Source organism: Enterococcus sp. AZ048 (assembly GCF_051715125.1).
Taxonomy (GTDB): domain Bacteria; phylum Bacillota; class Bacilli; order Lactobacillales; family Enterococcaceae; genus Enterococcus_A; species Enterococcus_A gilvus.
On the sequence record NZ_JBIOTD010000002.1, the window covers coordinates 394960 to 413434 of the forward strand.

The 18475-nt window shown below is 42.9% G+C and carries 16 protein-coding genes; 2 read left to right on the forward strand and 14 right to left on the reverse strand.

Annotated elements, in window-relative coordinates; genetic code table 11:
- The first annotated feature begins 67 nt into the window (after positions 1-67).
- Positions 68-514: a Spx/MgsR family RNA polymerase-binding regulatory protein gene (locus IGI66_RS15760; RefSeq protein ID WP_438849532.1), complete on the forward strand. Its 447-nt coding sequence runs from the start codon at positions 68-70 to the stop codon at positions 512-514.
- Between the two features lie 39 nt (positions 515-553).
- Here IGI66_RS15760 and xerS read toward each other — a convergent pair whose 3' ends face one another.
- The 7 genes from xerS to IGI66_RS15795 all read right to left on the reverse strand — a co-directional run bounded on the left by xerS (position 554) and on the right by IGI66_RS15795 (position 8256).
- A complete protein-coding gene (xerS, locus tag IGI66_RS15765; RefSeq protein WP_114525503.1) occupies positions 554-1696 on the reverse strand; it encodes a tyrosine recombinase XerS in 1143 nt (380 codons plus the stop codon).
- A gap of 1057 nt (positions 1697-2753) precedes the next feature.
- Positions 2754-4697 (reverse strand): PEP/pyruvate-binding domain-containing protein, encoded by a 1944-nt coding sequence (locus IGI66_RS15770; protein WP_438849533.1) that lies wholly within the window; start codon positions 4695-4697, stop codon positions 2754-2756.
- Between the two features lie 3 nt (positions 4698-4700).
- The gene (locus IGI66_RS15775; RefSeq protein WP_288226173.1) at positions 4701-5264 is read right to left on the reverse strand and encodes an adenylyltransferase/cytidyltransferase family protein; all 564 of its coding nucleotides are present in this window, start codon (positions 5262-5264) and stop codon (positions 4701-4703) included.
- Positions 5265-5417: 153 nt separating this feature from the next.
- Positions 5418-5567, reverse strand: a complete 150-nt coding sequence (locus IGI66_RS15780; protein WP_438849534.1) for a hypothetical protein — start codon at positions 5565-5567, stop codon at positions 5418-5420.
- Between the two features lie 54 nt (positions 5568-5621).
- A complete protein-coding gene (locus IGI66_RS15785) occupies positions 5622-5834 on the reverse strand; it encodes a DUF3788 family protein (RefSeq protein ID WP_438849536.1) in 213 nt (70 codons plus the stop codon).
- Positions 5835-5885: 51 nt separating this feature from the next.
- On the reverse strand, positions 5886-6779 hold the full coding sequence (locus IGI66_RS15790; RefSeq protein WP_438849537.1) for a helix-turn-helix transcriptional regulator: 894 nt from the start codon (positions 6777-6779) through the stop codon (positions 5886-5888).
- 103 nt (positions 6780-6882) lie between these two features.
- Positions 6883-8256, reverse strand: coding sequence for a M24 family metallopeptidase (locus IGI66_RS15795; protein WP_438849538.1), 1374 nt, complete (start codon positions 8254-8256; stop codon positions 6883-6885).
- A 185-nt stretch (positions 8257-8441) separates the two neighbouring features.
- Between IGI66_RS15795 and IGI66_RS15800 the strand changes: the two genes are divergently transcribed.
- Positions 8442-9992, forward strand: a complete 1551-nt coding sequence (locus IGI66_RS15800) for a helix-turn-helix domain-containing protein (RefSeq protein ID WP_010779283.1) — start codon at positions 8442-8444, stop codon at positions 9990-9992.
- Between the two features lie 46 nt (positions 9993-10038).
- Here the strand turns inward: IGI66_RS15800 and IGI66_RS15805 are convergent, their stop codons facing one another.
- The 7 genes from IGI66_RS15805 to cydD all read right to left on the reverse strand — a co-directional run bounded on the left by IGI66_RS15805 (position 10039) and on the right by cydD (position 18462).
- Positions 10039-10917 (reverse strand): sortase domain-containing protein, encoded by an 879-nt coding sequence (locus IGI66_RS15805; protein ID WP_438849539.1) that lies wholly within the window; start codon positions 10915-10917, stop codon positions 10039-10041.
- 229 nt (positions 10918-11146) lie between these two features.
- Positions 11147-12337 carry a DUF6179 domain-containing protein gene (locus tag IGI66_RS15810; protein ID WP_438849540.1) on the reverse strand — a complete coding sequence of 397 codons (1191 nt, stop codon included), beginning with the start codon at positions 12335-12337 and terminating at the stop codon, positions 11147-11149.
- Position 12338: 1 nt separating this feature from the next.
- Complete coding sequence (locus IGI66_RS15815; RefSeq protein ID WP_438849541.1) at positions 12339-12764, reverse strand: DUF6323 family protein; 426 nt, start codon at positions 12762-12764, stop codon at positions 12339-12341.
- Positions 12765-13161: 397 nt separating this feature from the next.
- Entirely contained in the window at positions 13162-14202 is a 1041-nt protein-coding gene (locus IGI66_RS15820) for a peptidylprolyl isomerase (RefSeq protein ID WP_438849542.1), read from the reverse strand.
- Between the two features lie 140 nt (positions 14203-14342).
- Complete coding sequence (locus IGI66_RS15825; protein ID WP_431378550.1) at positions 14343-14873, reverse strand: ClbS/DfsB family four-helix bundle protein; 531 nt, start codon at positions 14871-14873, stop codon at positions 14343-14345.
- Between the two features lie 131 nt (positions 14874-15004).
- Positions 15005-16753, reverse strand: a complete 1749-nt coding sequence (gene cydC, locus IGI66_RS15830; protein ID WP_438849543.1) for a thiol reductant ABC exporter subunit CydC — start codon at positions 16751-16753, stop codon at positions 15005-15007.
- Complete coding sequence (gene cydD, locus IGI66_RS15835; protein WP_438849544.1) at positions 16750-18462, reverse strand: thiol reductant ABC exporter subunit CydD; 1713 nt, start codon at positions 18460-18462, stop codon at positions 16750-16752. Before cydD ends, cydC begins: the two co-directional genes overlap by 4 nt.
- Positions 18463-18475: the final 13 nt, after the last annotated feature.

Consider the following 18475-nt stretch of genomic DNA (forward strand, 5'->3'; position numbering starts at 1 on the left):
TTTCAATAAAAATAGAAGAATCCATCCTCCGCTTTCTCTTTTATCATAGAAAAAAGGAGGAATCACGATGGTGACTATTTTAATTGGCAATTCTTGTACATCCTGTCGGAAAACGAGGACTTGGTTTCAGGCGTACGGCATCCCTTACGTTGAGAGAAATATTGACCACGAGCCTTTGACGCAACAGGAATTGAGGCAATTGATCACGCTGTGCCCAAACGGTGTCGATCCAATCCTCTCAAAAAAATCCAAAGCATTCAAATCACTGAACATCGATTTTGAAGACCTATCCTTCAATCAACTGCTAGTGCTTCTCAGTCAATACCCTAAACTGGTGAAACGCCCAATTATTTTCGATGAACGCAAACTTCTAATTGGTTTTAATGAAGAGGAGATTCGAACACTCCTGCCAAAGAAAATCAAACAGACAAGCCGGCAGTCGCTTTACAAAGGCAACGTTGCGATGCTGTACGAAGATGTGCTCACACTGCAAAATGAAAAGGAGATTTATTAGAAAAACAAGGGACATTCCACTTGCTGGAATGTCCCTTGTCTACGTCCAAAGATCATTGATCACCGACCGTTTTTCTTTTTTGACGATGTGGGTGTAGATTTCTGTCGCGGAGGTGCCGCTTTGTCCGAGAATCTCGCTGACGGTTTTCAAATTTTTGGTTTTTCTGAAGGCCATCGTGCCGACGCTGTGGCGCAGCTTATGGGGAGTGGTGCGTTTTCCAAATGCGGTGGAGTATTTATCGATCATTTTTTCGATAGAACCACCCTCCATTCGTTTAGCCACATTTTTGTGCTTGGTCAGAAACAGGGCGGCCACGGAATCGTCAGCATTGTATAGTGCCTTCCGCTGATCGATGTATTCTTGGATATAATCGATAAAAATGGGTGAGATCATCGCGTGGTCAAGCGTATCGCCTTTTCGCTGCACTTGAATGTACAGGCCGTCATAATTAAGATCATGGACATTGGTGTTTACCAATTCGGATAACCGAATGCCCGAGCCAAGAAAGAGAGCTAAGATCGCCGTGTCTCGAATACGATTTTTTTCATAGGCGGTCTTAGCTTGACGAGAGGTCAACGTAGTGCCGTAGCCGCTATAAACATAATCGACAAAATCAATCGCATCCGAATCTAAATACAGCATTTTTTCGATTTTATCCTTTCGTACGGCGTCTGATGCGTCGACGCCGCCATTTTCGATATTCACCATGATATTTCTACGCAACATCGGCCGTATCACGTAATCCCCAAGCTGCTCGTCAAATTCTTCAATTTCTTCATTTGCGAGATATTTAAACAGGGAACGAAGTGCAGTGATGCTACGCTGAACAGTGACTTTTAGGCGATGTGTATTTCGTTCAGTTAAGGGGGCTTGTGCCAGATCTTTTTCGGCTCTGCCTTCGAAGGTTCGCTTAGGGGACTGATTCAAAAAGGACTTATATAAAACGATATTGTCTTTGTTTAGTCTTTCAAAATCTTCCAAACGAATCGTTGAGATATCAGCAACTTGAATAATCGTTTCAGAAGAGAGCCAAGTCAAAAACCGGCGATATTCCTTGGCATATTCGTACAACGTATTGGTAGAACGGGGGATGGCTTCTAAGTACAATAAATATTTTTGAATAAAGTCGGGGAGTTTTTCAAATTCTTTTTCATAACGCTCTTTTAGTAATTCGCGACTCATGTCATACAGTCCTTTCAGTTAGAGTAGGAGAGACGTGGTGATCTCTCTATCTTTATGATAATAGGTATATACCAATTTGTCAAGAATAAAATAACAATTATATAAAAGGGTAGAGGTGCCTTTATTTTTATAAGGATTACTGAAAAATGGTTCTTTTTGTAATGCTTAACAGGTGTTTTAGCAAGGTATAAATAACTATAATATAAATGTGCAGAGGAGGTAAATATGAAAAAAGAAAATCCTTGATCGTGCTAGATAAATGTTTGATGAATTTGAAACTAAATTAAAGGAACAAATTTGAATCCATCTGTTAACAAAAAAACTTTGAGATCACTGATTTTACAGCATTTTTAAAACCATGAGCGGATTAGATCAAGTATAATTGTTCAGAAATCCGTAGAAAAAACGCGTCAGTGAGAATTTATGGGATCTATGCGACAAATAGATTTAGCTATAAAAATCAGACTATTTACCTTACAAATGAGTTCTAAAAATCATGCTTTCGGGAAAATACATATTGTTACGAAACCTTGATTGCTTAATAAACGCCTTCCTCAGTAAATAGATTGCTAAAGATCCTTCATTGACGACTCACTTCGCATGTTTTGATAAAAGTGATCCATGACGCTTGAAGTGTTCCATTAATATGGCTCCATTGTATATGCGTGCTAAAACATCCTTTATGGACCGTTCGTTGCACAATGATCCGTACCAAATGATCCGTTTTTGACTCGAGAACGTCTTTTTTAATTTATTGCCGACTGTTGGTTCTGTACAATGACGACTTAACGATCGTAAAGTTTTATCACGATTTTCTTTTCAATCGTAAATAATTTCGTGGTTTTTCTTTTCATTTGTAAAGTTTTGTTTCTATAGATGTATGATTTGCTGCGACTCGTGTAGATACTTAGTTGATAGCTCTGACGCTTTTCCTCTTTTATGGTTTGAGAAAAACTAACATTATTCTCAAACCATAAAATGTCTTCATTCCTCTCTTACGTCCTGAATCATTAAAACAAAAAACTTTCCGACCACGAACGTCGAAAAGTTTTTTGTTTTAATACGTCAATTTCTGAACTCTTTGAGCTTTAGTGAGTTGTTCACTTTCTGCATCAATCGTGTAGTTAGCGCCATATTCCAAATCAAGTGCATCAAATGAGCCGATCTGGATTGCAGGAATCTCATTCTCCCTTAGAACGATCGATAAATGGCACAGGATGGAGCCGCTCTCGAAAAGAAAGCCGATGTTCTCTGGCTTGTTCGCATAGATGAACCGCAGCAGTTCGATGCTGGTCTTTTTACAGGCAAAAATAAGATTTTCGCCGTCGTTTGGTTTGTTTTCTTCATTGAAGGCATTATGAAAATGAAGATCGAAAGACCCCTCGTCGGTTAAATCCACGTAAAGTAGCTTACCCGTTCGTTTTCCATGAGATAAAATGCCTTGAGAAATATCTTTAGAGGTTAATTCTGGCAAATCCTCAGAGTTTTTAACAAGATCAATCAAATAAGGTTTGGGGGTATCGTTGATTTCCAATAGTCCGAATTCGATCAAAGCCTCCTGCTCCTGTAAAAATGTGTCAAACTCTTTCAGAATACGCTGAATCTCCTCTTCGGTTAAACAATTCTTTTGATTAAATTTGTCTGCATGCTGGATCACGGCTCCTTCAGAGATCTCATACCACTCTTCTTGGCAAACCTCATGTTTAGAAAGGACCGTTCCTTCCCGTGAAATAAGGTAACTAGAAGCTGGGATCGTTCCCTTTGTAAAGAAATGCCCCTTGATTATTTCAACGATGGTGTTTTCGCCCTCTTTTTTGACGACACCGGTGAATTTAGGCGAATAAATTTCCTGAATAATGATAGAGGAAACCCAAAAGTCATCATTTGCCATCGTCACAAACTCGGCGACGCACTCCTCGATAGTTGAATATTTTGGGGAGGTGTTCATGGTACTTCCTGAATCTTCTAGTGAATTCAAGTGGATACGGTCAGTATCGCCAATAAAGGACCGAACTACCTTTTCTGAAATGAGCTTTGGATAGATCACGACCGCACTGTATCCGTGACAGAGAGGACTTCTTCTGATCGTCTCGAGGGAGGCTAGCTCTTGCTGCGTGCTTGATGTGTTGCTGACGATGACGTAAGCGTCCGAGACATGGGTGTTCTTTTTCTGGGCATCGATCCTTAGTGAAACTTTGTCACTCTTCAGCAATTGTTTAGGGATACTGTCTAGGTATTCGGCTGTTACAGGAACGGTTTTTGACGGTATTTTTGTAATAGAGGTCAATGGTCTGCATTGGATATAGGTAAAAATGTTATCTTTTAGGGTCCATTCCACGTCAATCGGATACCCTAGGACGCGTTCCAGCTCTTTTACCTTCTGGCATAATTCAAACAATTTTTGTTCCCCGAACGGAATGACTTGTTCATGAGGTAGTGACCAGCCCTTTTCTGAGAGCGTGACAAGGACATCTGTGCCCGCCTCTTCGCCGGACACCAGCTTGTCGCCGCAGCCATCCGTGAAGCTGACGATGCATTCTTTTTTTGAAAAAGTAAAGGGACTAGATGAAAAAAGGACTCCAGAATAATCCGCACGAATAAACGGTTGGATCACGACGCCCATTTTATTCGAAGAAGATGTCTCCCCTTTTTCTTGGCTTAAAAGCACCTGTTTAATTCCTGCCAGGACATCCTCAAAACACATGAGCCCCAGAATCGTATCGTAATGCCCTGCGAAGCTGTCATTAGCCCCATCTTCATTAAGAGCAGACGATCGAATCGCAAGATCATACAAATCCTCTTCAGTTTTGAAGGCTTCCAAATGCTGGAAAAGCGTCTGCTGGAACGAAGGACAATCTACTTCCGCAGGATCATCCGTTGCTTCGATAAAGATGCTTTCAGGGACAGGCAGTTTGTTTAAATACAATTCATGTAAGCCGTTTGCTTTGCCTCCATATGGATAGGAGGACGAAAAATTTTCGAGAGAACAACTATGCAGCATCGATTACCCCTCCTCCGACATCCGAATAATTCTTTGGTCGATTTCGTTCTTTTTAATGAATGTGGAAACACTGTCGGGAACCAATTTTTCCCATGGTTCGCCAAGTATAATTTTTGAACGTACTTCCGTTCCACTCGTTATTTTTTGTTCATTTGTCCGTTCCCACATGACCTCGATCTCACAGCCAAGTGCTGAGAGTGTCGCGTATTTCTCATGGCTCCACTCATCGTACAACGTCATCAAATAGGTCCCATCTTTCGGAACATAATTAAATAATTTCTCAGGGACATTGATCGGAAAAGGCACGATATCAAATCTTTCTCTAGGGACTGATTGCTCAAGCAGAGCTGCCCGAATCATTTGAAACCGTTCGTAGTAGGTCATTGGATTGGCACTATCCAATGAGCGGTGTGGATTGGCTGCCGTAAATTTCGTGTAGCTGCTATCGGGGCTTGAAATGCCAATTAATAAATACTCACATCGGTTCAAGCCTTCCAATAGATATTCCAAATGTCCGTTATGCAGGATTTGAAACCTTCCGTGGATAATTCCAAGTTTATTTGTCATTTTTTTCTCCAATACAAAAATATATATGTTTAATTAATGATACCATGCCGTTCATAAAAAATATGCCGTTTTTTAATGCTGCCCGCGGAATAAAAAAACAAAAAAAATCATCGTGCAGCATCCGCAAGAACCTTAGATGCCACACGATGATGATTAGTTGATCGATTGTTTAAAATTCACCAAGTCAACAGCCGTCTGCAAACTGGCTTCATCTTTGATAGGAACCAAAACGGCAGTTAGTTTCCCCGACTGGTCAATGGTGGCGCCGTGATCCTCCAGTCTTTGGAATAGCTCATTCGCCACAAGCTGTGGCCAAATGCGCGCTCCGAAAAAGACGCTCACCTTGACTCCCGTCTCCTAGACAGAGATCCAACCAAGATTTTTCTTCTTAAGAAGGATTTTGCTCAACCAATTATGACCGTCCTTATAGTAGTGCCACTCCTCCTGATAAGAAAAGTCATGGAGCGCTTCAAAAAGCTGCTGGTAAAGCGCCAGATGCTCGGCTGACAAGTGATTCGCTAAATGTTCGATCGATGGAAATTCCTCAGGGTCCTTTAAAATAGGTTTCATACAAACGCCTCCTTTTTCTCTAGTCTACCAAGTAAAACCTGTAAACCCATGTCAAGTTTTGTATTTATTTCGCAAGTGTTCAATACGCAGCTTCATTTTTTCACGATAAGCTGCAGGCTTCAAGATTTCTACACGATCCCCAAATGAGAATAAGTAGTCCAGAGTAGTCTCATCTTCCGGCAAAAGAACCGATACATGCAGGCGCCCGTCTTCTAGATATGTGACCGTTCTAAATTCCTCCAATACACGATAAGCCGCACTTGCATCAAACAACAAGGTCAACTCGATTCGTTTTTGTGGCGAAGTGTTTAACGTTTTAAACACTTTTTCGGGAATTTGTCTGGTAAAAGTTTCGTCTTGAAGCCTCACATCACGCATACGAGCCACCTTGAACAGGCGCGCCTCGTCTCTCAGACGGCAAAAGGCATAGAGGTACCACGCTTTCTCACGAAAAACAAGCTTCAGAGGCTCCAGCGCTCGATCAGAAAATTCTCCCTTCGCATTTAGATAATGGAAGTGAACGACTTTTTTAGCGATGATGGCATGCTGCAGCGTTTCAAAAAGACCGTTGCGCAGTCCCGTCCAGTCAGAGAAATCAATCTCCAGCCAGGGGGTCTCCTTCTTTTCAAATAGGCTATTCATTTTTGACAGCAACGCACGTGATCGTCCGCCGTTCGTAAGATTTAGATTTTGTACCGCGAGGAGGATCTCCTGCTGTTCGTCTTCGGAAAAGAGAGCTTTTTCCAGCACATACGTTTCACGGATGAACAAACCGCCGCCTTTTCCTCTAACCGCATAGACAGGAATCCCTGCGGCACTCAACGCATCGATATCTCGATAGATCGTTCGTGGGGTGACCTCAAATTGTTCCGCCAGCTCTGGGGCGGTGGCGGACCCTTTTTCCATTAAAATAAAAAGTATCTGCAACAATCGACTTTCGATCATGACGCGCCCTCCCCTCATTATTCAGGATAGCATGCGGCTCTTTAGAGCGGAAGAAAAAATAGAAAAACACTCAAAGAACGGATCTTTGAGTGTCAGAGAGAAATTATCGTGCAGTTAAAGCGTCTTCCTTGTTCAAAAAGAAAGGCCGGTAATAGGCAGTGGCATTGCTCATTGGCAATACTTCTTCGCTTAGTTTGATGCCGATTTCTTCTATTATATAGTGTCTGCGTGCCTGCATATGGGCCCACATTTCAGGATACGCTTCCTGAATCAACGCGCGGAGGCGTTCATCTGCCAGCAGGATACCGCCCTCACAGCTTGCCCCCGAATAGCCGGGAACAGAAGGAATGATATCGAATTGGAACAGCATACCGCTTCGGATCGTTTCCTGAGAAGCAGGATAGATCGGTGAAGCCAACCATTCTTCATCCGCACAAAGATGACCTGGATTCAGGTGCCAGCCGTAGGTTTCTTTTGGCAGCACTTCTTCGATCTTGTCATACAAAACGGCGCCATTCATGTCCACCGTAATTGCCTCGAGCCACGTTTTGACTGCGTTGTAGTAAGGTTTTGCGACGCGATCCAGATAATCTCTTTCATTTTCCGGCAATTCTTCCGTGTCATGGACAGCGTAACCGCCACGGCTCTGCAGACCGCCTTTATAGCCGACAGTCATGGAAATCCGATCACCAAGCTGAATTTTCTTATTCGTTGGATAAAGGTTCGCTTTTTCAAATCGAGCCCCCGTTGCCATGATCGTTACCACGCTGGGTGTTTGCCCGTAATCATTCAACAATCCGCCAAGCTCCAGCTCACTCTTGCCGATCTCTAGCTGCTCCATGGTTTTTAGCACGCCGTTGCCTGCAAGCATAGCGCCGAATTCGTAATGAGCGACCTCATTTGCATTGTTACTGATGCGCAGACCGTTTTCGCCAATTAGAATAGATGAAGCATTTGTAAACGTCGCCTTTGGTGCAGCTTGTTTCAGGCCTTCAACTAAAAAGTACGGCAAATCAAAAAGTGCAGTATTCTCCTCGGAAGAGCTGGTAAACTTCTTCCAGCCAATCAATCCAATCGTGCGGGCCTCTTGCAGCTGTGTTTGTTGCAAAATTTCTGACACAGTAAATTTGGTCTCCATGGGTTGATTTGGCAGAGAAAAATGCGGCATATGGACAGCCTCCGCCGCAATTCGAGCAAGAGGGGCTTTATTTAGATTTTCGTTGCCAAGTACCAGATAAGCGTCTCCGTTTTGATGAACCACGAGCAAGGCTTCCTCAAAACGCGGAACGAAGCCTGTAAAGTATTCAAAATTGCCGCCATGCTCTAAGTCAGCATAGATCGCGACTGCATCGTAATTGTTTTCCTGCATTTTTGCCAGCAGCTGCGTTTTGCGCGCCGCCATTGTTTCATCGGTCAATTGAACCGGTACGACATTCGTATCTAAATGTGGTGGTGTTACTTTCGCTAATTTAATCACAGTAAATGAACTCCTTTATTTTTTTCTATCATAACATAGCTTTTCATGAGAAAATACGTTGTATAGTTTTCTTTTATAGAATCAACTCACTCTTTTAAAGAATAGATTAATTAAATAGCTCGCTTTTTTTGAAGAAAATCGGTAAAATTATAACGAGAAAAACTATTTGTTTGAAAGGAGTCAATATGAAGCAGCTACTTAACTCCTCTACGTATCGACGAATCCAATTCGTTGAATTTTTAGATCAGCTTCCTTCTTGGTGCGACATCAAAGAAGCAGCAAGAACCGTTGATTGTTCCGTGAAAACGCTATTAACAGACATTGATTTTATCAATGAATTCTGGGGAGACTACATTTACATTGACTATTCAAAATTTCAGGGGGTTCGCCTGAACAACATTACCTCAAATAAGCTGGGGAATGTCTATGGTCAGATCTATCACGAATCATTAGAATTTCAGTTTGTTGAAAAAATGCTTTATGAATCCAATCAGGATGCCGAGTATTGGATCAACGAGCTGTTTATGAGCGAGGCGTCCTTTTATCGTATGGTGAATGCGCTGGAAGATTTTTTGAAGCGTCGAGGACTGACGCTTGAACGCTCCCCTTTTCGGATCACTGGTCCGGATGAACGCTGGGTCCGTTTTTTTTACCAGCAATATTTTACCGAGGCGTATGGTGTCAATCAGTGGCCCTTCACCTTGGATCATGAAGAAACGACGTGCTTCATTATGCGCACCTCGACTGATTTTGATGTGTCGCTAGACGATCGTGAGATACAAGAAGCGGCGTACCTATTCATGGTGACGTTGAATCGGATGCATCAAGGCTTTTATTTGCCGGAGAATGTCTATGTTGAAGAGGACGACACGATTGATAAGGTATTGGATTTCAGCCGTCCCTTTGCGGAACACCTCTTGGCCGATACGGATTTTAGTTTGCCTAAAAAATGGTACAAAGAAGTGAGCCGAACGGTTTTCCATGAATTTTATAATTGGGACAATCCGGAACAGATCGTCCGTATCAACGGGAAGATCGATACGTTTCTAAAAAACTTATCTCATGCGATCGAATTCCCATTAGATCGTGATGACCGTCGGAAAATCATTCAGGCGATGATGTCTTGGTACGTGGAATACAATTTCTATCCCTACCGACCGAATATGCTGTTTGATAAGCACCAAAAATTTGCGCGGGAAATTCAATTGGTATATCCTATTTTTTCTGCGTTGGTCAAAATCCATTTAAGGGATATCGAGAAAAAATCTCCGGAGCTTTGGACAGATATTCGTCTAAACAATGTCTTTTTCTTACTGATGAAGGAGTGGACCCATCTTCCTATCCATCTAGAAAATATGCGCCAAAAAGTTTCCATCATGATCGTGAGTGATTTGGGACGGCGGCATGCAGAGATGCTTCAGGATTTCTTGATCGCCAATTACCATGAGCGAATCTCAGTAGATACCTTCAAAGAACCGGTGATCTCAACCGGCCCTGAGGATTTCGAAGCCTTCGCCAAGTACGACATAGTTTTGAGCAATAATCCTATCAAAGGCTACGAAAATAGTAACGTCTTGATCGTCAACAATTTCTTCTCCGCTTCGGACCGTGACAACCTGTGGAATTTCATCATTGCTGTCCAAAAAAACGAAGCCCGCAGGCACCTCAAGGAGCTTGGCAACATCAAAATGAAGACGGCCAAAGAAATTTATTTTTCTCAACAGATCCTCAATTAATCAAGAAAACGACCATTCAACTGAATCAAGTTGAATGGTCGCTTTTTTATTTATTCGCAAACACGATCAGGTTGTAGTCATCGTTGATACATGTTTGCAGTGTGATACGTTCACCACCGCCTGAGCCAGTGATTTGATCCCAATAATCAGTGCCATCTGCGGCCATGCCATAGTCATCAACGGTTACGATATGGGAGATCGTGTATGTTGTGACGTTGTTGGCACTGTCGGAGACTTCAATTGATTGGCCGTTTCCAAGTGAAAACAGTACATTGAAGATGCCAGGATTGTGTCCAATAAAATGTGTATTCGCGCCATCATTCCCCGATTGCACTGAGGCGCCGCCCCAAGTGGCTACTTGGTTGTGATTGGCATCAATGATTGCCTGTCCATTGTCTTGTCCCGCATTTGAATAGGAAATGAACTGTCCATTGATTTTCATTTGGTTGGCTTGAATAGAGACAGGTGCAGGCTGTGCAGCATTCGTTGATTCTGCAGGGGTTTCTGACACTTGCTCAGGAACGGCTTCATTCACTGGCGGGGCCGGACGTGTGTTGACTTCAGGAGCTTCTGTCGGTTCGGGTGTTGGCTCTGGTGTATTTTCAGGAGCCGTTTGCGCTTCTTCACTCACTACCGGAACCTCTTCTGTTTCTGCTGGCTGTTCTGCTTCTTCTGATTGAACTGGTACCGCACTGCTATCAGTGGTAGCGGGCTCAGCCGCAGCTTCACTGGTAGAACCAGCGGATTCGTTTTCTAATTTGGTTGACGAAGAGGCGGCTTCCGTTGATTTCTTGCTCGACGATTGCACCGCAACTTTTGGTTCAGTTCCATTAGAGGCAGATTCCTGTGACTCCCCTAATACAGAAATCGCGCCAGTCGTTATGAGTAAGGCTGCGATGATAGTAAATTTCAAGTAGGTATTCATTTTCCGTTTCCTCCTATACATAGGCTGTTCTTCTTGCCTTAAAAGTAACGGAAAATAAGCCCTTTCACTGAATCCCGGCTCGTAAAATAACTATTGATATTATATGATAGATGAAAAAAACGGACAACAGCCCGTTTTCTAGCAATATTTTCATAACTTTCTTTGTTAAAGATAATTCTGGTCGAGCAAAATATTAGGGAAAACATTAATAATTTTGGCGAAACTCTTTTTAACTAAAGTCATAAGAAAATAATTCATAATCTTCTATATCAGAAAAGCGTCCATACCGTTCATCGATTGTCAGCGATTTTAATAAATCTTTTAAAAGCGCGTCTAAAGGTCGTTTCGCTGTTAAATCAACGATTTCGAAAGGGCTATCTAAATTATTACGATGTACAACAAACAATATAGAGACTTTTAAAAGATCGTCATCGAGTTCTTTAAAAAGCCTTTTATAAAAATCAGTTGTTTCATAGCTGATGTTGATGTATTCCTCTAAATCTTCTGGTGAAGAAATTACTTCATTTATTTGCGCTATTTTCTCTTGCTGATCTGCATTAGAACAGGCTTCTATAAGCTGATTAAACCGGTCTGCAGGCATTATAGGAGGCAATTCTAATCGCTTCTTCGTAGAAGTGGTCACTAAAAAGAATGAACCCGCGCTCTCCGTGCCCTCTAAACGACGTGCATAATCCTGAAAACGAGAAAAGGCTCTCTGATAATACGCATTTTTTTGAAAAAGGAAATCAAGTGCTGGAAAGCTTGATTGTGTTTTTAATTGATGGAGCGCATAGTGAGCTTCGATCGTATTCAGCAGAAGGGTTTCATTGTCTCTTTTTTCTGTTAATACTTTTCCAACAAATTGTTTAAACACACAGTCAAAAAGATTATTGATGTCCCTTCGATAATCAAACCCTAGCTTTTCTTGATACACGTTTAGTAACTCAACAATTTGTGTCTCAGGAATATACGTGATGAAGAAAACCTCAGCAGCCAAATTTTGCAGATAGCGTTCGTAAAAATCCAAGCCCACAAAATCTAATGGAACAGCTTCCGCCAATTGATAGTCTAAAAATGCGTGATCAACTTCTGCGGCAGCATACTCCATATCATAATTTGCAAAGAAGTGATCGATCTCAGCGAGACTTTCCTCCAATGACTCTATTCCAAAAGTTTGGACATTCTTCAAAAGGACTTTGTAAAGGCGCTGCAGTGCATCGAATCGTTTTGCCAGTTGCTTTTTCCCTTGGTCAAAGCGAACAGGCACTGTCCCCTCTCCACCATTTTCCAAGACATATTCGATGGATCGTTGAATCTCTTCCGCTTGCTCGATAGTCATAACAGTGGTTCCGCTAAGTCGCTCTTGAACTTTTTTCAAAAAGAATGGATAGAAGGTTGGATCGCTCAAGTAATTTTTCATTTTATTCCTCCAATGCTGGGAAATCTTCAAAGGAGCCAATCAACCTGTCTAAATCTCCTTGATATTCTTGGTAACGGACTTCGATCGCTTCACGAATTTCCTCGTCAGTGACAGAGCCAGAATGATAAGCGCGCAAATAATAAAAAATCGATTGACAGGCGGATAAATGGGTCACGTACTCACGTTTATAAAAAAGCGGCTCTAAAGCCAAAAAAGAAGCGAAGTAGTTGGTGTTCCCCCAGCTAAAATCGACTAAATGATGTTCTTCAAAGAGCGCCTTGCGTTCATCGGAGATCGCTGTAAAATCTGCTAGCGACAACTGATACTTTTTATTTCCCCTTTTAAGCCATTGATTGATCTGTAAATTTACGTCGGGTGCTTGTTCAAATAGTGACTGGTTAAATAACGTACTATCAAATCTCTTCATCCCTTCATTCTCCCCTTTCATAGACGTAATAGCACAGGTCAATCGAAAAGGCAATCTTGAAATTTAGTCAAAAATGTGTTATCATAGAGAAAGTTGAGACAGTCTGTTTAAGCCTTTCTTAACCTTTTTTATTGCTCATTTTTAGATACTAAAAATTTTAGAAAAATAAAAATAACAAAAGGAGCATATTATGATTCAAGCAACCTTGCTCTATCTTCTCGCCGCTGTATTCCTGATATGGGTTTGGAGTCCCGCCGCGCCGTTACGCTTCTTTCTACTTGTACTATTGATCTTTCTCTATTCGGTCACTTCAAAACGACTCCAATCAAAACGGCGAAAATAAGACGGCGTTCATCAATCATTCGTTAGTCTACGTCTACAAAAAAAGCAAGCCAGATTAAATCTGACTTGCTTTTTTAAACGTGATGCTTTTTATCCTAATGGGCTCAAACGGCGCATCTTGATCGTCTGTTTCTTGGTTGGCAATCTTTCGGACAACCGATAGGCCATCGATGACTTGTCCAAAAACAGTATAGCGCCCGTCCAGTTCTGGGAGACCACCGACCGCTTCATAGTGGGAACGAACTTTCTCTGGCAGAGTCATGCGATACAGTTGTTCCTTGTCTGCCTGATTTCGTTCGACGATGAAAAATTGATTGCCGTTGGTGTTCGGACCATGATTGCCTAAACAAACCGCGCCATCAAAGTGATAGAGACCCTCATCGACTTCATCCTCAAAATACCCGCCGTAAATAGAGTTCTTCTCTTTCCCTGAACCGTCCAGGGCACCACCTTGAATGACAAAGTTCTTGATCACTCGAGCAAAGGGGGTATTGTCATAAAACCCTTGCTTAGCTAGTCCACGCCAATTTTTGACGGCTTTTGGTGCATCCTGCCGAAACATTCGGAATGTAATTGTCCCCGCATCCGTTGCTATTTGGCAAAGCTCTTCGTTTGGTCCGACAGCCGATAACTGCATTAGGCGATCATTGGGGTACTTGATTCCTTGATCGGCAGCAATCACCTCTTGGATATACCAGTTCAGCTCCCTCACGCCTAAGCGAGCAACCTTGAGGGAATACGTATACTCTCTTTTTGCGGTCGCCACGCGATAAGACACGATGCCCCGCAAATTGTTGTGGGAATCTCCTTTGACTTTGAATAGACTCGTAAAATGCGCCTCTAAAAAAATCAGTTCTTGTCGTTTTAAGGTGCGAAAGTGTTTAGCTTCCTTGCCTAAAACAAAACGTTCGATTTTTTCTGTATCCCCCTCTGCCAATGCCTGCGTAAATGCTTGCAGCCGTTCAGTGATCTCTGCTTCATCCCAGTGACGAGGAATTAATTGATTGGTCACGGTCTCTGTTTCGATTTTTCGTTTCACAAAAACAGAAAGAGCTCCTAACGCTCCCGCTGTCAAAATAAACTTGGCTTTCTTCATACCCTGCCTCCTAACACGCTTTTTTCTTATTGTAACAGAAAAAACATGAAGTAGTCATTCCGCTAGTGACAGGGTCATTATAATGCATTTATTTCTAATGCGATATTTTTAGCGGTTAATATCGAACGACCTTTGCTCTGCTACAGCGATTTCTTGAATTTGCGAATTTTCTTCATTGCCCACTCATAATGACTCGCAGTGGCGGACACAAAGTAACTCCCCAACGTACTGCCTCCCACCCACGAAAAGCTGCCTTTCGAAAACAATTCGTCGTTTGAGAAAGTATCTGCTAATGCCATCACTTGCTTATGACTTTCCGTTAATAGCTGGCGTGCGGTCTCATAACTGGTGGTTTGGTGCTTCTCCCAAAATTCCACGTTCATTGCTCCGTAGTTCTTCCAGTTATAGCCCTCCTTCAAGAACTGCTTCGCCTCCCCTGCTTGATTCGCCGTCACCCAGTTCAACAGCAATTGCTGCCATTCGTATAAATGGATCAGCACGTCGCGAAGATTTTTATCCCGCGTCCAATGAGCTTGCTTCTCATTTTCAACATCAAACTGAAACGTACTCATTAATTTTTCCTCTGGAATCGTTTCAAGCAGCGCGTTCATTTTTTCATACGTGTCAGTCCCTGCTTGAATCAACTCTTTTTTTATTGTCGGTCTTCCCATAATAAACTCCTCCTCGAATCTCTTTGATACACTTATTGTAGACCAACACGTAACGTAGGAGTCAATACTTTTTCTTAGTACCACTGAAACAAAAAAAGCTTCTCCAGTGTAAACCAGAGAAGCCGTTCTTATTAAATGATGCCTTTATCGATCTGTTTTAGCTTTTGATAATGGGCATTGGTTCGTTGCAATTCTTCTGGACTGCCTTTCATCGTCAAGCGTCCATCTTCAATGAAAATGACTTGGTCCATTGCGTCGATCCCCTGCAAATGGTGCGTGATCCAAATCACCGTTTTCTCTTGCAATTCATGGAAAAAGGTATCGATCAGGGCTTGCTCCGTCACTGGATCAAGTCCCACTGTAGGCTCATCCAACAAAATGATTGGTGCTTCCTGAAGTAAGATTCGTCCAAGCGCCAAGCGTTGGCGTTCCCCGCCAGAAAAGCGTAAGCCGGCTTCGTCCACCATTGTTTCTAGTCCTTCCGGTAAACTCTCGACCAATTCCTTCAATCCTACACGCGCTAGAACTTGCCAGAGTGCTTCCTCTGTCGCCGCTTCATTTCCGATGCGCAAATTATTCGCGATCGTTGTATGGAATAGATACGGTGTCTGATGAATCACCCCTAGATAGTTGCTGATGGCATCACCAAATGCATAAGTCTCCTCTCCATTCAGCGTGATCTTTCCTTCGGTAGCTTTCAAATCGCCACGAATCAGATTCGCCAGAGTACTCTTTCCCGAGCCGCTTCGGCCAAGGATCGCGATCTTTTCACCAGGCTGCAACGTCAGATCAATGCCTGACAGCACTTGCTTATGACTATCTGGATAATGATAATGCACCTGATCAATGGTCAATGTCACCGGTCCTGAAACCGTCGGAATCGTCTCAAGATGTTCTTGGATTTCCGGCAGCTCATTCAGATTTTTAATGGAGTCTTGGTAACTATTTGTTTCTTGCGCCGCAGCCGGCAACGGTGCAAACGCATCGATCAATGGAAAGACCGAGAGTACAAAGGCAGCGATCCAATTCGCGGCTCCCCCGTGATTTCCTGGAAATTGCCGACTTGTCCATAGCAGCAACGCAATGGTGATCACACCAAACATCAATTGTAAAATAAAATTGCGTTTTCGTTGAAAGCTTTGAAGCTTGCGCGTGACTTCTCGTAGTGCTTCTTCGGATTTTTCGTGATGGTTCACATAATCCTGCCCCCGTTGACTAAAGATCCAATCCGACACACCTAATACATTGTCGGTCAAATCGCTGTACAGTTGATTCTTCATTTGCTTTTGCTGCTCTTGCCGCGCACCGTTGATGATCACCGACCATAAAGGCAGTAAAAATACGACGATTCCCAGCAGCAACAGCATTGCCAATGCGAAAAAGGGCGAAAAATACACGATCCCGATGATAATAAAGACGTACAACAACCAGGCGATGATCGTTGGAAAAATAGTTCGCAGATACAGATTTTGGATATGGTTGATGTCCTCTGAAAGAAGCCCCAGAATATCTCCGGTGCGATGGTTCTGTTTAAAGAAAATCGCGTCCTGCTCCAACGAATCGTAAAGCTTCACCCGTAAATTCGACGTCATCTTCAAGACCCAATTATGACTGACCAACCGTTCCACGTATCGAAAGACTGGCCGACCGATCCCAAATGCCCGTGTCAGCACGATGGGGATATAGATCAGCAAAATATTTTCAGGCAGCGAGGCAGCACGACTGATCAAGAAGCCTGAGTTGAACATCAACGCACCTGCACAGAAAAACGTGATGAAGCCAAGCGTTAGCGCCAGTATCAACGATTTCTTGTACTGCTTGAAAAAGGGTTTGACCCATTCATCTGTTTTTAGCACTTGAAACAAGCCGATTCGATTCATCCTTTTTCACCTCGCAATGCCTGACTCAACCTCATAAACGCGCCATTTTTTTGTTTTAATTCTTCCAAGGTTCCTTGCTCCACCAATTGACCGTGGTCCATTACCAAGAGATAATCCATCTCTGCTAACCAATGCAGCCGATGTGTCGCGAAGAAAACCAAATGATCGTCCATTAACGGCAGCATCCGTTCCTTAAGCTCAACTTCTGTCTCAATGTCTAAGTGGGCAGTTGGCTCATCAAACAGTAGAATTTTTCGTTCTTGATCTAAAAAGGCCCGTGCCAAGGCAATTCTCTGTGCTTGTCCGCCGCTAAGCGTGCGTGCGCCTTCGCCTAATTTCGTGTCCAATCCCTCCGACAATTCGTTGACCAAGTCCGTTAAGCCTGTTACCTCCACCGCTTTTAAAATCTCGTCATCCGTTGCTTCTGGATGATAAAAGGCAATATTTTCACGAACAGATCGTTGGAAAATGTACGGATTTTGCGGAATGTAGATCAATTGTTCCTGCCACTGAGGCTGGTCAAACGCAGGCAGTTCATGGTCGTTAAAGCGAATCTGACTTTCATTGGGATTTAAAAACCCGCTCAAGACATTGATCAGTGTTGATTTTCCTGATCCGCTCATGCCGATGATCCCGATTTTTTGATACCCCTTTACCGTAAAGTCTGCTTCTGCACCCAGCTTTTCTTCATAGTCATAGCGCATCTTTACCTGCAGTTGACTTTCTTGGGCCCACGTCGGCAGACCGATCGTCACCCCTTTGTTCTCCGGCAGATCCAAAATAGCATTCACAGCATCCATCGCATTCTTCCCGTCCAAGGTCGCGTGGTAATCACTCGAAAAATCACGGATCGGCAAGAAATATTCTGGCGCTAAAATCAGCACCGTCAATGCAGGGAATAAAAGAATGACTTCATTGATTAGACGCAGCCCTAAAAGAACGGCGACTACCGCTACCGAAAGCGTCGTAAAGAAATCCAACGCAAAAGTTGAAAGAATCGCGATCTTCAGGGTATTCATCGTAGCCTGACGGAACCGCTCGCTGGTGGTGTAGATGCTCTTACTGTATTGCTTACTGATGCCAAAAAATTTCAGCGTGTCGATCCCTCGCAGAGAATCAATAAAATGATTCGACAACACTTGAAACACTTTGTATTGCTTGTCCGCTTTGCTTTGTGCCGCATAACCTAAAATGATCATAAAAATGATGATCAAAGGAAATACCAGCAATAGAACCACACCCGATTCCCAATCCAACAGAAAAATGGCGACTAATAAGATCCATGGAATAATCATCATATTCAGCATTTTGGGCAGAATCAAATGAAGGTACTCTTCTACCTGATCGATCCCATCTAACGCTGTTGTGACGACACTCCCGGTCCCTTGTTTTTGCACCACCTGCGGACCTAAGCGGAAAATCTTTTGCAGCAGCTCGCCGCGCAAGTCTTTGGCCCGCTGGTACGCGTATTCTTCTATAACGTGCTCTCGCAGATACGTCATCACATGCCGCAATGCGAAAGAAACAAAGAACAGCAGCAGCCAATTGATTTGATTGTTTAAGCCTTCCCCGTTCCATAAATGAGTGATCGTCATGGATAGACCATACGCTTGCCCAATTATAAAGATTGCTTGCAGGACAGCAGATCCTGCAAGCAACATCAGAATTTTTTTGATACCGGGAAGTTGTAATAACTTCTTGTCTATCATGAGTAAACTCCTA

What these genes read in the sequence shown, in the direction of transcription:
- IGI66_RS15760 (WP_438849532.1), top strand. Translation starts at nt 68, where the DNA reads ATGGTGACTATTTTAATTGGCAATTCTTGTACATCCTGTCGGAAAACG.
- xerS (WP_114525503.1), bottom strand. Translation starts at nt 1,696, where the DNA reads ATGAGTCGCGAATTACTAAAAGAGCGTTATGAAAAAGAATTTGAAAAA.
- IGI66_RS15770 (WP_438849533.1), bottom strand. Translation starts at nt 4,697, where the DNA reads ATGCTGCATAGTTGTTCTCTCGAAAATTTTTCGTCCTCCTATCCATAT.
- IGI66_RS15775 (WP_288226173.1), bottom strand. Translation starts at nt 5,264, where the DNA reads ATGACAAATAAACTTGGAATTATCCACGGAAGGTTTCAAATCCTGCAT.
- IGI66_RS15785 (WP_438849536.1), bottom strand. Translation starts at nt 5,834, where the DNA reads ATGAAACCTATTTTAAAGGACCCTGAGGAATTTCCATCGATCGAACAT.
- IGI66_RS15790 (WP_438849537.1), bottom strand. Translation starts at nt 6,779, where the DNA reads ATGATCGAAAGTCGATTGTTGCAGATACTTTTTATTTTAATGGAAAAA.
- IGI66_RS15800 (WP_010779283.1), top strand. Translation starts at nt 8,442, where the DNA reads ATGAAGCAGCTACTTAACTCCTCTACGTATCGACGAATCCAATTCGTT.
- IGI66_RS15805 (WP_438849539.1), bottom strand. Translation starts at nt 10,917, where the DNA reads ATGAATACCTACTTGAAATTTACTATCATCGCAGCCTTACTCATAACG.
- IGI66_RS15810 (WP_438849540.1), bottom strand. Translation starts at nt 12,337, where the DNA reads ATGAAAAATTACTTGAGCGATCCAACCTTCTATCCATTCTTTTTGAAA.
- IGI66_RS15815 (WP_438849541.1), bottom strand. Translation starts at nt 12,764, where the DNA reads ATGAAGAGATTTGATAGTACGTTATTTAACCAGTCACTATTTGAACAA.
- IGI66_RS15820 (WP_438849542.1), bottom strand. Translation starts at nt 14,202, where the DNA reads ATGAAGAAAGCCAAGTTTATTTTGACAGCGGGAGCGTTAGGAGCTCTT.
- IGI66_RS15825 (WP_431378550.1), bottom strand. Translation starts at nt 14,873, where the DNA reads ATGGGAAGACCGACAATAAAAAAAGAGTTGATTCAAGCAGGGACTGAC.
- cydC (WP_438849543.1), bottom strand. Translation starts at nt 16,753, where the DNA reads ATGAATCGAATCGGCTTGTTTCAAGTGCTAAAAACAGATGAATGGGTC.
- cydD (WP_438849544.1), bottom strand. Translation starts at nt 18,462, where the DNA reads ATGATAGACAAGAAGTTATTACAACTTCCCGGTATCAAAAAAATTCTG.